This window comes from Dactylosporangium sp. NPDC049742 (genome assembly GCF_040674675.1).
GTDB classification, from domain to species: domain Bacteria; phylum Actinomycetota; class Actinomycetes; order Mycobacteriales; family Micromonosporaceae; genus Dactylosporangium; species Dactylosporangium maewongense.
On record NZ_JBFANF010000017.1, the window covers coordinates 116292 to 131166 of the forward strand.

The 14875-nt window shown below is 70.8% G+C and carries 6 protein-coding genes; 3 read left to right on the forward strand and 3 right to left on the reverse strand.

Annotation, left to right across the window (positions count from 1 at the left end; translation table 11 throughout):
• Window positions 1–152: 152 nt before the first annotated feature.
• Window positions 153–845, forward strand: a complete 693-nt coding sequence (locus AB0J72_RS22385) for a DUF3662 and FHA domain-containing protein (protein ID WP_363401586.1) — start codon at window positions 153–155, stop codon at window positions 843–845.
• Between the two features lie 943 nt (window positions 846–1788).
• On the opposite strand, the gene AB0J72_RS22390 is transcribed toward AB0J72_RS22385, so the two are convergent.
• Window positions 1789–5400: a CARDB domain-containing protein gene (locus tag AB0J72_RS22390; RefSeq protein ID WP_363401587.1), complete on the reverse strand. Its 3612-nt coding sequence runs from the start codon at window positions 5398–5400 to the stop codon at window positions 1789–1791.
• 326 nt (window positions 5401–5726) lie between these two features.
• On the opposite strand from AB0J72_RS22390, the gene AB0J72_RS22395 reads away from it, so the two are divergent.
• A complete protein-coding gene (locus AB0J72_RS22395; protein WP_363401589.1) occupies window positions 5727–6914 on the forward strand; it encodes a polysaccharide lyase family 7 protein in 1188 nt (395 codons plus the stop codon).
• Window positions 6915–7020: 106 nt separating this feature from the next.
• On the opposite strand, the gene AB0J72_RS22400 is transcribed toward AB0J72_RS22395, so the two are convergent.
• Both AB0J72_RS22400 and AB0J72_RS22405 read right to left on the reverse strand, forming a co-directional pair.
• Window positions 7021–9678 (reverse strand): discoidin domain-containing protein, encoded by a 2658-nt coding sequence (locus AB0J72_RS22400; protein ID WP_363401591.1) that lies wholly within the window; start codon window positions 9676–9678, stop codon window positions 7021–7023.
• Between the two features lie 1186 nt (window positions 9679–10864).
• Window positions 10865–13255 carry a diguanylate cyclase gene (locus tag AB0J72_RS22405; protein ID WP_363401594.1) on the reverse strand — a complete coding sequence of 797 codons (2391 nt, stop codon included), beginning with the start codon at window positions 13253–13255 and terminating at the stop codon, window positions 10865–10867.
• Between the two features lie 150 nt (window positions 13256–13405).
• Here AB0J72_RS22405 and AB0J72_RS22410 point away from each other — a divergent pair, with 150 nt between their 5' ends.
• The gene (locus AB0J72_RS22410; RefSeq protein ID WP_363401596.1) at window positions 13406–14845 is read left to right on the forward strand and encodes a GGDEF domain-containing protein; all 1440 of its coding nucleotides are present in this window, start codon (window positions 13406–13408) and stop codon (window positions 14843–14845) included.
• The last annotated feature ends 30 nt before the right edge of the window (window positions 14846–14875 follow it).

Below are 14875 nucleotides of genomic sequence, written 5' to 3' on the forward strand. Positions count from 1 at the left end.
GGCGATCCTGGGTGCTCCTTCCGGGTGACGCCAGTAACACCGATGTCCCGGGACACCCCTGACCTGGTCCTTTTCCCAGCTCAACGCCCTTGCCGCCGGCCTTGTCGGCACCACGACGGTCGTGAAACGTTCATGCCCGCTACCGTTGAGGCGTGAGCGGACTGCAGCGGTTTGAGAAGCGTCTCGAGGGCCTGGTCGAGGGCGCCTTCGCCAAGGTGTTCAAAGGCGTCGTCCACCCGGTGGAGATCCTCAACGCGATGCAGACCGAGGCGAACGCCGGGAAGACCAGCATCGCCGGCGGCCGCATCCTGGTCCCCAACCGCTACGTGATCGTCCTGTCCCCCGCCGACCACGAGCGCCTGGCCGCGTATGCCGCCGCCCTCGCCCGCGAGCTCGCCCAGTCGCAGGCCGAGTACATCGGCGAGCAGGGCTGGGCCGTCTACGGCGACATCCTCGTCGAGGTGTCCCGCGGCGAGAACCTGGAGACCGGCCTCTTCCGCGTCGACGCCCAGGTGTACACCGGCGCGGACCAGCGCACCCGCCGCGGCCCCGACAGCGGCGTCCGCCTCGTCACCGACGACGGCTACGCCCACGCCGTCCAGCGCGGCAGCACCGTCATCGGCCGCGGCGACCAGGCCGACCTGCGCCTCGCCGACACGGGCGCCTCCCGCCAGCACGCCCGCCTCGACTTCGACGGCAACCGGCTCACCCTGACCGACCTGGGCTCCGCCAACGGCTCCCGGGTCAACGGCCAGAAGGTCACCACCACCACCGTCAACCCCGGCGACGAGATCGTCATCGGCACAACCCGCCTCTCCGTCCGCGTCGAGCACCCCCCGTCCTGAACAGCCTTTATCACCTCTCGTCATTGATCCATCACACGACACGCCGACGATTTGCAGCGTGGTGCTAGGGTCGCTGACAAGAGGAACGCCCGGCGCCGCCCCACCCCTCGTCGATTCAGGTTGGCGGCTTCCCGCAACCACGGGGCCAAGCTCACCGGAGCCTGCCTGTGACGCGCGCCTGTCCCGCCCCGTGACACGCGCGCCCGGCTCGCGCGCCTGTCACGCGCACCTGTCCCGCGTGCCTGGCCAGGCCCGCGCGCGCGTGATCACGTCCGCGCGTGGCACGTCACGCGCGGATCGTGGGATGGGCGCATCGTGGGCACGAGCCCCTTGGCTGGCACCTCGAAGCGGTCGTCGCACGTCACGCGCGCATCGTGGCCGCGGGCACGACGGCGTCACAGGTGCTCCCGCTCTGCGACACGCGCGCCTGTCACGCGTGCCTGGCCAGGCCCGCGCGCGCGTGATCACGTCCGCGCGTGGCACGTCACGCGCGCATCGTGGGCGCGGCACGACGGCGTCACAGGCGCACGGCACGACGCGGACGGTGGGCGCGGCACGACGGCGTCACAGGCGCACGGCACGACGCGGGCGCCCAGAGGGTCAACACCGCCACCGTCAACCCCGGCGACGAGATCATCATCGGCACGAGCGGGACGCGCGCCACAGGCCGGCTCCGGTGAGCTTGGCCGTGCCCGCCTCTCAGTCCGCGTCGAGCACCCCCGTCCCGACCAGCCCGTTTCGCCTTCCGTCACAACGCCCTCACACGACGCGGGCGCGCGGGCGCGGCACGACGCGGGCGCGTGATGAGGTCTTCGTGGACGGCAGTGCGGCACCGGTGACACGGGTCCAAGAGGGTGCCGGGCCGGCGCGCAACGCAACGGCCGGCGCGCAACGCAACGCGGGCCCGCCCCTGAGGGCGGACCCGCGTCGATCGAACAGGTGATCAGCCGCCGTTGATGACGAACTGTGAGCCGGGCTCCTTGACGATGTTGCCGTCGAAGGAGTTGGTGATGGTCACGTTGGTCAGGTTGGCGTTGCCGCGCGCGCCGGACATGGCGAGGATGCCCGCGCCGTTGTTGGACTTGTCGATGCGCACGTTGGTGATCGCGACGTTCGGCATGTTGCCGCCGCCGTTCTTGAACTGGATGCCGTCGTACGTGGAGTCGAAGATGTCGGTGTCGCGGATGGTGACGCCGACGATGTCGAGCGACGACGGGAACAGCGTGATCGCGCCGAACTCCTGGTCCTCGTTCCAGAAGACGCCGCCGCACCGGTAGAGGCCGTTGTTGGCGATGACCGTGGTGCCGCTGAAGGGCTGCGGGGAGTGGTCGGTCGCCAGCATGATGCCGGGGTAGTTCATGGTGTCGGAGACGAGGTTGTTCTCGATGCCGTTGCCGTACCCGCCGTAGATGGCGATGCCGTTGGCGCGCCACGGCAGCTGGACGGTGTTGTTGGTGAAGTGGTTGTCGTGGGCGATGTCCACGGCCGCGTCCTTCACCCGCGGGTTGGCCCACACGGCGAGCGAGTCGTCACCGGTGGTGCGGAAGGAGGAGTTGAACACGCGGGAGTTCTTCGTGCCGTTGGAGAAGTTGATGCCGTCGGCGAACGTGTCGCGGATGCGCATCCCGGTGAACTCGAGGCCGTCGCCCGGGTTCCAGTAGGCGGGGGTGTCGCTGTAGTCGCGGCCGACCCACGCGCCGACGTTGACGTGCTCGATCCACACGTTGCTGATCTTCGTGTTCTTCCCGAACCGGCCGTTCAGACCGTGACCGCGGTTGGCGCGGTTGGTCGTACCGCCGAAGATCGCGAGATCGGAGATCTGCGTGTTGTCGTCGATGTCGAAGCCGACGTTGCCCTCGTGGGGGTGGTTGATGTTGCCGACGACGTTCTGCGGCTCGGTGAGCGTGTAGAGCTGCGAGTGCCACATGCCGGCGCCGCGGATGGTGACGTTGCGGATGCCCTTCTGGTTGTACTGGCCGCGGGTCGGGTCGACGGACAGGATCTTCTGCTCCTGCCGCCACTGCCCGGCCGGGATCCAGACGCAGCTGATGACGCCGTTCATGTCGTCGTTGACGGCGCGCTGGATGGCGGCGGAGTCGTCGATGCCGTCGTTGGGGACCGCACCGTACGTGGTGATCGACGTGCACCCGGCGGGCTGGCTGAGCGCCGGCGCGACCTGCTCCAGGTCGATCAGGTCGATGTAGTAGAAGGACGCGGTGTCACCGGCGTCGCGCTGCAGCTTGAACTTGGTGCCGGGCGGGTAGGACGACGCCAGCAGCGCGTGCGACTCGTCGAACAGGCGGCGGGCGTTGGCCTGCGGCGAGTTCGACAGCGACTCGGTGTCGTCCGTCGTGCCGTACAGCCAGCTGTACTTCGAGGACAGCGTGATCTTCTGGACGAAGACGTTGTTGGCGTACAGGCTGATCGTGTAGTCCTGGCCACCGCCGGAGGCGGAGTCCGGGACGGAGTTGCGCACGACGATCGAGTTCGCCTGGTTGGTCGAGGTGAACTCGACGTAGTTGCCCTGGCTGTTCAGGCGCACCGACGCGCGGCCCGAGGACTCGGTGCCGAAGTTGGTGTGCCCGAACGTGCGCAGCGAGTCGGCGGTCACCAGGGTGCCCTGGTAGGTGCCGGCCTCCGCCTCGTACGAGGTGTACGGCACCGCCGCGCCCCGCCCGACGACGATCGACTGCGTGAAGGTGTTGTTGCTCTCGTTGGTCTCGGTGAGCACGCCGGTGGCGTCGGCGGTCGCGGTGATGGTCGCGCCGCCGCTGGTCGCGGTCCAGGTGCCGCTGATCGCGACGTTGGCGGTGGCGCCGGCCGCGATCGAGGCGGTGGTGCCGTTGAGCGTGGTGCCGCCGACGGTGACGCGGGTGACCGTGTTGACGCCGGACGCGGTGGTACCGCGGTTGTTGACGGCGACGGTGAAGCTGACGGCAGCGCCGACCGCGGGGTTCGCCGGGTTCGACGACACGCTCAGCACCTGCAGGTCGGGGCCGGGCGCCTGGGCGACGACGAGCTGCGACGACGCGGTGAACGCGTTGTTGGACTCGTCCTGCTCGGCGACCGTGTTCGCGGGGTCGACGGTCGCGGACACCGGGTAGCTGCCCATGACGCGGGTGCCGGCGTTGACGGTGACGGTCGTGGACGCGCCGGCGGCGAGCGCACCGACGGCGGCGGTCCCGGCGGAGGCCCCGCCGACGTTGACGTTGACCGTGGTGGCGGCGGACGTGGCGGTGCCGGCGTTGCGCACCGTCGCGGAGACCGTGACCGGGGTGACCTCGGTCGGGGCCGACGGCGACCACGTGAGGGCGGTGACGACGAGGTCCGGGTTCGGCGCCGGGGTGCCGATGACCTGGAGCTCGGCGACCTGGCCGCCGGGGGCGCCGTTGTTGGTGAAGATCTGCAGCTGCACGTCGGCGACGCGGCCGCTGACGGGGATCGACACCGTGTTCTGGTTGCCGGTCGGGCTGAAGCCGTAGTCGGCGCGGGCCTTCAGCGACGTGAACCCGGTCGCGGACTGCTCGCGGCCGAGGACCTGGATCGCCTGGGTGCGCGGGCCCCACGCGGTGTCGGGGTTGAGCTTCACGACGACGGAGCTGATGTCGGCGTTGGAGCCGAGCTTCACCGTCAGGATGCCCGGGAAGCCGTTGGACTCCCAGTAGGAGCCGACGTTGCCGTCGTTGGCGTTGGTCGCCACGAACGAGAACACCGACGAGTTCGCCTCGATCGTCTTGCCCTGGGCCAGGTTCGTCCCGTTCGGCGGGGTGGTCCCGGTCCGGGTGACGTGGTTGCTCTCCGCCGACGTGTTACCCGCCGGGTCGGTCGCCTTCACGTAGTACTCGACCGTCGCCGTGTCCGGCTGCGTGTCGGTGTACACCAGGACGTTGCCGCCGACCGTCGCCCGCAGCGCGCCGTTGGCGAAGACCTGGTAGCTGGCGATGCCCGCCGCCGAGGTCGACGCGGTCCACGTGAGCCGGATCTGCCCCGACGCGGGCTGGGTGTAGGCGAGGTTGCCGGGTGCGGTCGGCGGCTGGACGGTGCCGGCGGCGCCGTAGATCTCGAACTCCGACAGCTGCCCGGCGGGCCAGCCGGTGTTCGCGGAGATGGTGACCCGCACGTACCGGACGCTGGCCGCGGTGAAGTTGATGGTCACCACGTTCTGCGCGGACTGGTTGAACTCCCGCCCGGCCGACGGCGACAGGTCGTTGAACGCGGTGCCGTTGACGCTGCCCTGCACGGCCAGGGTCTGCGTGCGGGTGCCCCAGTTCGAGGGCAGCTTCAGCACCACCTGGTCGATGGCCGTGTTGGCGCCCAGGTCGACCTGGATCCACTGCGGGAACACGTTGTTGGTGCTCTCCCAGTACGACCCGGCGTTGTTGTCGTTGACGTTGCCGGTGCCGTACGGGCCGTTGGAGCTGCTGGCCTGCACGGACTTGCCGAGGGCGAGGTTGGGCCCGCCGGCGGCCTGCGCGGCCGGGGGCATCGTGGCGGCGATGACCGCGGTCGCCAGGACCGCGGCAAAGAGCCGCCACCTGGTCTTTCGAGTTCTCATGACGTCTTGGCCTCTCGGGGCGGGGGGCGCGACGCACCGAGCCCGCGGGAGGACGTCCAGCGGGCTGTCGGAGCTTGTCTGGTCGCGGCGGCGGGGACGGACGGTGAGGTGTACGGAGCAGGCGGTGGCGGTCGACTGCTACGCGGCTTGCACAGCGGCACACAAAATCTTGACGGGTTATGCAAATTTCTTGCGTCGCTGGGCATCCAAGATTTCAGATGGCTGACGGTTCGTCAACATGCGCGACACCGGTTCGTTGACAAGGCATTGATAGGAGTGTTTATTGTTAACCACTTTGCCTAATCCCCCGCCCGCAAGGACACCCCATGAAGAGACCCACCCTCGCCGGCGCCGCCCTGCTGGCGGCCAGCGCCGCGGTCGTCGCCGTGGCGCTCGGCGGTACCGACGCCAACGCCGCCACCGCGGGCCCCATCACGGGACTCGGCGGCAAGTGCGTGGACGTGGCCGCGGCCAGCCCCGCCAACGGCACCGCGGTCCAGCTCTACGACTGCAACGGCACCGCCGCCCAGACCTGGACCGTCGACGGCACGACCATCAAGGCGCTCGGCAAGTGCCTCGACGTGACCGCCGCGTCGACCGCGAACGGCGCCCTCATCCAGCTGTACGACTGCAACGGCACCGGGGCGCAGCAGTGGACCGCCTCGAACGGCGCCCTGGTCAACGCCGGCTCCGGCAAGTGCCTCGACGCGACCGGGCAGAGCTCGGCGAACGGCACCCGGCTGCAGATCTGGACGTGCACCGGCACCGCCAACCAGGCGTGGACCCTGCCCGGCGGCACCGTGCCGCCACCCTCCGGCGGCCTGAACCCCGCGGTCGCGCCCGGCGGCAACTTCGACCTGTCGATCTGGCAGCTGCAGCTGCCCGTCGGCTCCCCCGGCGCACCCACGACCATCCCGTCGTCGCAGCTGCGCGGGCCGAACGGGTACACGAACCCGGCGTACTTCTTCACCGACAAGAACGACGGCTCGATGACCTTCTGGGCCCCGGAGAAGGGCGTCACCACCCCGAACTCCAACTACGCCCGCTCCGAGCTGCGCGAGATGAACGCCAACGGCACCGCCGCGGACTGGCGCCTTGCCGGGTCACACCGCATGAGCGCGACCCTGCGCATCCCGAACGTGACGAAGAACGTCTGCGTCGGCCAGGTCCACCTCGGCACCGGCGGCCCGTCGACGAAGCCGCTGCTGGAGCTGTACTACCGCCCCAACGGCGACATCTACCTCGGCACCGAGAACTCCCCCGACGGCGGCCAGACCCTGCACCTCGTCGGCAACGTCCCGCTCGGCGTCAAGTGGTCCTACGTCATCGCCATCTCCGGCGGCAACCGGATCAACCTGACCGTCAACGGCAGCACCACCAGCTACCCGATCCCGTCGTCGTTCAACCAGTACGGCATGTACTTCAAGGCCGGCTCCTACAACCAGTCCTCCTCCGACAGCACCACCAACGGCGCGAAGGTCAAGTTCTACGCCCTGACCGTGTCACACGCCTGATCTTCGTCTGGCGCGCCTGATCTTTCGGAACGGCCGAGGGCCGGCCTCCTGCTCGGGAGACCGGCCCTCGGTGTGTTGTGCGGGCTTGCTTGTTGTCAGACGGTGATCAGGGGTAGCTGATCACGTTGGACGGGGTCACCGCGGACGGGAGGGCGGGGGCGCCCGTGTCGTTGATGACGTGGGTGATGGAGCCCTTGCCCAGGGACACGGTCATGATGTTGTGGAACTTCACGTTCGGGGTGTTGGGCACTTCGAACGAGTGGTAGGCGGCGATCGACGAGTCCGTGGTGAACACGCAGTAGCTGCCCATGCCCCAGCCCTCGTGGCTGGTGACGTTGGCGCCGACCTTGTAGGCGGCGTAGCCGACGATCCCGTCGTGGGACCAGGCGGCGGCCGACGGCGGGTCGTACGGCAGCTCGTTCTGGAAGAAGATCGTGCGGCCGCCGTTGCCGTTCCAGACCACGTTGTACTTGTTGAAGTGCTCGACGAACAGGCCGTAGGCGAGGACGTTCTGGCCGTTGACGATCAGGCCGTTGTCGGACGGGTTGGAGGTCCAGCCCGCGCCGTCGCCGTGGTCCGCGCGCCACGCCCAGATGTGGTCGATGATCGTGTTGTTGTTGTTGACGATCAGGGCCGCGCTCGCCTTGGCCGCGCCCGCGCCGCCGACGCGCAGGAACACGTCGGAGATGAGGTTCGGGGCGGTGGCGTGGTTGCCGCTGGCGCCGTTCGGGCCGACCTGCAGCAGCGCCGGGGAGTTCGTCGGGCCGGCGTCGAAGAGCAGGCTGGCGATCTTGACCCCGTCGACGTCGCCGATGGCCATCGGCAGGGCGCCGTTGTCCGCGACGATCGTGGCGTAGCCGAGGCCGAGCACGACCGTGTTGGCGCGGTTGATGTTGACGGTGCTGTTCAGGTGGTACACGCCGGGCGTGAAGAGCAGGTTGAGGCCCTGCGCGACGGCGGCGTTGAGGGTCGCGGCCGTGACGCCCGGCTTGGCGACGTAGAACTGGGTCAGCGCGAGCGAGGTGCCCGGGGTCTGGCCGTTGATCCAGGTGGCGCCGCTGCTGTTGGTGCGCAGCGACGGCACGAACACCCGGTACGCGCCGGAGGCGTCCATGTACAGGTACGGCTTCTCCTGCGTGATCGGGCTCTGGTTGATCGTGGTGTACGGCGGGTTCGGGAAGCTGTTCGCCGGGGCGCCCTGCACGCCGGAGAACACCATGTTCCAGACCGAGCCGTTCCAGCTGCCGATCGTGCTGTCCCGGGTGAACCACTGCTGCTGCGAGCAGGGGTTGATGTTGCCCGTGACGCGGGAGTCGGCGATGTAGCCGCCGGACGCCCAGCCGCAGTTCGGCGACGCGAGGGTCATGCCGCCGTGGATGTCCATGCGGCGGAACGGGGCGGCCTGCGCGACGGCCCACCGGTCGATGCCGTTGACCGGGTACACGGACAGGTTCTCCGCCGAGCGCCAGAAGTTCTGCGTCGCGTTGCCCCCGAACCAGCCGGCGTCGACGGTGATGTCACCGTTGATCCGGACGTCCTGCGGGTTCTGGCCGAGGCCGTTGATCGAGGTGTAGAAACCGATCTGGGCGTTGAGGCCGCTGTACGTGCCGGGCTTGAACAGGAACTGGATGCGGCCGGGGCCGAACTGCGCCGTCTCCTGCTGCGTGAAGACCTGGTCGAGCTTCGCCTGGATCGTCGCGCTGGACTGCGACGGGTCGAAGACGATCACGTTGGCGCCGAGGTCGCCGCCGCCCTGGATCGGGCCGGTGGACGTCGACGGGGTCGTCGACGGGGACGGGGACGTCGGCTGCGACGGCGTGTTCGACGTCGGGCCGGTGCCGGTCCGGACGATGAACTCCCAGATCGAGTAGCCGTAGCCGGTCGCGCGGGCCGTGCCGTACACCCGGACGAAGCGACCGGTGCCAGTCACGTCGAGGGTCTGGATGCCGCCGGTGCCGCCGGTCACGGTCTTGATCGTGGTGTACGTGCCGCCGTCCGGCGACGTCTGGATCTGGAAGTCCTTGCCGTACGCGGCCTCCCAGTTGATCGTCACCTGACAGATCGACTGGCTGCTGCCGAGGTCGACGGCCAGCCACTGCGGGTCGCTGAACTGGCTGGACCAGCGGGTGCCGGTGTCGCCGTCCACGGCCGCGCCGGCGGCGTTGGCGCCCGCGTTCTCGGCGCTCGACGCCGTGGCGGGCTTGCCCTGCGCGGCGTTGGCCGTCGTGTTGCAGGTGCCGGGGTTGGTGCCGCCGAACGACCCGTAGACCTGGAACTCCCACAGCGAGTAGCCGTAGCCGGTGGCGCGGGCGGTGCCGTACATCCGCACGTACCGGCCGGAGCCGGTGACGTCGTAGGTCTGCGCGCCGCCGGTCGCCCCGGTCACCGACTTGATGTCGGTCCAGGTGTTGCCGTCCGGTGAGGTCTGCAGCTTGAACGCCGTCGCGTACGCGGTCTCCCAGTACAGCTTGATCTGCGTGATCGTCGCGGTCTGGCCCAGGTCGACACGCAGCCACTGCGGGTCGGACGCGGCCGACGACCAGCGGGTGCCGGTCGTGTTGCCGTCGAACGCGGCGGAGGCGGGGGTGCCGCCGTTCTCGTCGGACGACGACAGCGCGGTCTTGCCTTGCGAGAGGAGGGTGTCGGCCGCGGAGGCCGTCAAGGTCGTGGTCACCGCGTACGTCGCCAGCATGAGCATGGCGGCGGCGGACGCGATGATCAGATTCCGGCGGCGGCGGCGCGCCGGTCGTGCGGCGGTCAGCATCAATTGCTCCCGGTTTCAGGGCGGGCGGCAGCCGGCAGCGCCACCGTAGGGGTACGGTGGTGCTCGGTCCGGCCATCCGGGGGGTGTGTCACTCCGGCACCGTGAACGGCGGCTCCGGAGTCGGGGTGGGAGAGCGCTCTCCAAGGACGAGGGTTGCCCGATCGAGCGGCCCTGTCAAGAGGCCAGCCGCCCCGCGCCACACTTATTTTTCGATCCGTACGAAGCGTGATGCCCTCTGACCTGCCTCTTACCCTTCCCCCGCTGCGCCGATCACTGGAGAGCGCTCTCTCGTAACCGCCGGTGACCCCCTATGCCCGCTTGCGGCACCTGTACTGGTGCACTACGTTCTGCATCTGCGTAGATCCTCGCCGTAGTCACGATTTGCAGGCATGCGTTACGGTGTTGAAGAAGGAACGCCGCCACCGAGAACCTCCGGCCGTCCTCCGCCATGGGGTGGTCGAAGCAGCTTGCAGCAAGGCCTCCCTGGCACCACCCAGCCGCCCGGTCGCCCGCAACGCCCGCGCCCGCGACGCCCGCGCGACCTACGCGCGCGATTTCGCGACCGCGCGGTCGGTCGGGTCGGGCGCACGGTCAGGTCGGGCGCGCGATCGGACCAGCGGCCCGGGATGGCTCCGGAGTGGTCGGGCCAGCAGCCCCGGGGAGCTCCGGATCAGTCTCGGGAGCTCCGGATCGATGGCACGGAGAGGCTTCCGGCAGGCGCCGGGGGTTTCGCGGGTCGGCGGCCCTGGAACGGCGTCGAGCCAGCAGCCTGAGCTGTGGCCTCGGTCAGCGGCCGGGTAGCTTCAGGCCGAGCTTGAGTGACTTCAGGCCGGTGGCCCAGTTGGCTTGGACTTCGGCGCACGGGTGGCTTCGAGGCAGTGGCCTGGGTGGTTTCAGGCCGGCGGCTCGGGTGGCAGCGGCAGCAGGCTGGCTGGCCAGACTCGGGCGGACTCGGGCGGACGCGACAGTTTCCGTACACGGGCGGACTCGGGCGGACGCGACAGTTTCCGTACACGGGCGGACTCGGGCGGACGCAACAGTTTTCCGGACACGGGCGGGCGTGGCAGAGCCAGGCCGTGCTCGGGTGGTTCAGGGCCGGGCCCGAGTGACCTCGGCGGCCCGTCTGGTCGCTGCAACGGGTGCACCCCTCGCCGCGCGGCTTCGACCGCCGGCGCGAGGCCCTGCGTCAGTGGCTGGAGAGGCGGAGGTCGCCGACCGCGGTGACGGCTGGGCCCGTGCCGAGCGTGAATCCGAGGTGCCGTAGGCGCGCGACCTGACCTGGGTCGCGGACGCCGCTGATCACCGTCTCTACGCCCGTTGTGGCGATCAAGCGGGCCACGGCGTCGACGAGGGCCTCGCGCCGGCGGTCGAGGCCGTCTGCGGCGAAGTGGCCACCCGGAGAGAAGTGACCATCCGGGGAAAAGTGGCGTTCCGGAGAAAAGGGAACATCCGTCGGAAAGTGGCCATCCGCGGGAAAGGGAGCATCAGTAACGAAACGCCCGTCCGCAGCGAAAGGAGTGTCCGCGGGAAAGGGGGCGTTCGCGGGAAAGGGGGCGTTCGCGGGGACTGGGGCGGCCGTGGGGAACAGGGCGGCGTCCAGCACCAGGCGTGTGAACGGTAACGAGACCAGCAGGTCGAGGCGGGCGTGTGCGGTGCCGGTGTGGTCCAGGGCCAGGCCGACGCCGATCGCTCGGAGCTCCTGCAGTGCGCCGCGGACCCCCGTGCCCTCGCCGGTGTCCTCGCCCGCGAGAGCGGCCGGCACGGCCAGGGTGAGGTTGGCGGGGGCGACGGCCGCGGCGGCCAGGATGCCGGCGACGTCGTGCGGGAAGCCCGGGGCGAGCAGCGCCGAGCGGCTCACGTCGACGGTGAACGGGCGGCCCGGGGGTGTCACGCGGCACGCCTCGGTGAGCAGCCAGCGGACGAGGGGCACGGTCAGGTCGGCGACGTCGACGGAGGGCCAGCGGGCGCTGAGGCGGCGTTCGACCTCGGCGCCGTCGGTGAGGCGGGCGATCGGCTCGCCGGTGAGCTCGACGCGGCCCGCGTTGATCGCGGCGCGGAGTTCGTCGGCGCGCTGGGCCGGGGTGGCGAGCAGGCCCGCCAGCGAGGGGCTGTACCGGGCGAACTGTCCCTTGCCGGCCTGTTTCGCGGCGTACATGGCGATGTCCGCGTGGCGGAGCAGCAGCTGGGGGTCGTCGGAGGCGGGGCGCTGTGCCACGCCGACGCTGGCGTTCACGGTCAGCAGGTGGCCGTGCGTCGTGATGGGGTTGGCGAGTTCGGCCAGGATCCGTTCGGCGACCTCACCGGCGGCGGCCTCGTCGGCGAGGGGCAGCAGGACCGCGAACTCGTCGCCGCCGAGGCGGGCCACGAGGTCGCCGGGGCGCACGGCGGCGCGCAGCCGGCGGCCGACCTCGACGAGCAGGCCGTCGCCGACGTGGTGGCCGAGGGTGTCGTTGACGGTCTTGAAGTCGTCGAGGTCGACCAGGATCGCGGCGCCGTGGAAGGCCGCGTCGAGGGTGTCGTTGAACAGGGACCGGTTCGGCAGGCCGGTGAGCGCGTCGTGGGTCGCCTGCTCGTGCAGGAGCCGCTGGTGCTCGCGGACGGTGCCGAGCAGCGCGTCGTTGTCCCGGAACGCGAGCAGCTGCCGGAGCACGACGGTGGCGGTCGCGGCGACCGCGCCGGCGAGGACGGGGCCGTCGCCGCTGTTCGCGACGAGCAGCAGGTAGACGCCGACGACCGCGGAGTAGGGCAGGATGCTGTACGGGCGGCGCCGCCGGCGCACCACGGTCGCCGGCCGGACGCGGTGCAGCTGCACGACCCCGGCGAGGCCGACCATCGTGCCCTCGGCGGTGGTGATGATGTCGGAGACGCCGGCGAGCCGGTCGTTCTGCAGCACGGGCACGAGCGCGGACCCGACCGCGCCGAGCAGGACGACGCCGGCGAGGGACTGCAGCGCGAGCATGTCGACGGCGTCGGTGCCGACGAGGATGAGCTTCACGACGGCGAGGACGGCGAGCAGGCACAGCAGGCTCAGCACCAGCAGCCCCAGGGCGCGCGGCAGGTCGGCGCGGGCGTCGGAGATCGGTTCGAGCACGAACTGCCACAGGAACGTCGCCGAGCACACCAGGACGGTGGCGGCGTCGAGGCCGAGGCGCAGCCAGTCGCCGCGACTTCGGCTGCGGGTCGGCAGCCGGAGCAGCCCCCACAGCACCAGCAGCAGCGCGATGCTGAGCAGCAGCACGGCGCCGGCGAGGACGGGCCCGGACTTGCGGCCGCCGAGGCTCGCCTCGGTCAGGGGTTTCGTGGCGGGCGCGATGAGCAGCGCGGCGATGCCCATGAGCCGCCAGAAGCGTCGGCCGGCGGGGGCGAGCCGGTCGAGGCGGGACGCCTGGAACAGGAACCAGGAGGCGACGGCGAGGGACAGCGCCCCGGGCAGCCACCCGAGGATCGTCATGCCGCTGTACCCGAGCACGCGGTAGCCGGCGAAGCCGACGGCGACGGCGAAGAGCGGGGCGTAGAGCAGCAGCAGCCGACGGAGACCGTCGGCCAGCGTGTCAGCGCGCCGCTCCGGCTCGTCCAACGCCTGACCTCACCGCCTCGTCCTGTGCCGGTGTTTCCCGGCCGACGTCTTGTTCGGCCGGAGTGGTGCCGAGCTGAGCGGTATCGCGTGCGGACAGGGTAGCGGTCCGTCACCGCTCACGTCGACCGAAGATCTGCCGATGAGGGGGGTATGAATCTCCGACGGCTCGCGCCGCCGAAGCAGCTCGGCGGGCGGATCCGCTGGCTCTTCGTGATCTTCGGAGTATTCAACCTCGTCACCGTGCTGCCCCGGGTGCTGGGTCACGGCACGGGGCCGGTCACGGCGCGGGTCGCCGCCGCCGTGGCCGCGGTCGCGCTCGCCGGGTGGTGGTTGCGCCAGTACCGGCTGGGCACGTTCCCCGCGTGGATGATCCCGTTCGAGGCCCTGGCCCTGCTCGCGATCGGTCTCGGCATGCGGGACTGGGTGGCGACGCTGGGGCTGCTGTTCGTGTTCGTGTCGTTCCGCGGCCTGTACGGCACGTGGCGGCACGTGCTCGCGTTCACGGTGCTCGTCTTCGCCGCCGCGGTCGCCGGGGTGGCGTTGACGGAGCCGTCGCACGTCGCGCAGTTCCTCCAGCAGGCGCCCGGGGTGCCGCCGCTCGCGCTGTTCACGGCGGCGGTCGCGGAGTCGACCCGGCGCCAGGAGCGGGCCGCGGCCCGGGAGCGGGTGTTCGCCCGGCTCGGCTCGACGCTCGCGACCACGCAGGACCGGGAGACGATCCTGCGGCTGAGCGCGGAGGCGGCGGTCGAGCTGCTCGACGGCATCCCCGGCGGGTGGGCCGTCACCGTCGTCGACGACCTCGTGGTGACCGCCGCCGGTCCTGTACCGGTGGAGCTCCTGACCGGCCCGGTGCCGCCGGCGGCGGAGGGTGGCGGCGTCCGGATCCCGCTGCGCTCCGACAAGCAGCACTTCGGTGACCTTCTGGTCGGCAACGGGTCCGCCGAGGTGCGCCCGTCGCTCGCGACCCTCGCCGCGCAGACGTCGCTCGGCCTGGTCAACGCCGAGCACGCCGCCGACCTGCACTATCAGGCGTTCCACGACAACCTCACGGGGCTGGCGAACCGGTCGCTGCTGCGCGAGCACCTCGGCCACGCCCTCGCCCGGGCGCGCCACGGCAGCCCGGTCGCGGTGCTGCTCATCGACCTGGACGGGTTCAAGCAGGTCAACGACACCCACGGGCACGCCGCCGGCGACCAGCTCCTGGTCGCGGTCGCGCAGCGGCTCCGGGACGGCATCCGCGGCGCCGACACCGCCGCCCGGCTCGGCGGCGACGAGTTCGCGGTGGTGCTGGACGGCATGGACGCCGCGGGCGACGCCGTGAACGTCGCCGGCCGGCTCCTCGCGGCGATCCAGGAGCCGGTCCCGAACGCGGCCCTGGGACCAGCACCTGGACCGGCCGGCACCACCGGGACGGCGCTGCTGCCGCAGGCCAGCATCGGGGTCGCGGGCTGGCGCGGGCACGCCGGGATCGACGAGCTGCTGCACGACGCGGACGTCGCGATGTACGCGGCGAAAACCGCCGGCAAGGGGCGCGTCGCGCACCTCGACGAGACCGGCACGGTGCGGCTCGCGGCGGCTCTGACCTCCTGAGATCCCGGGACGGAGATCCGCACATATTGA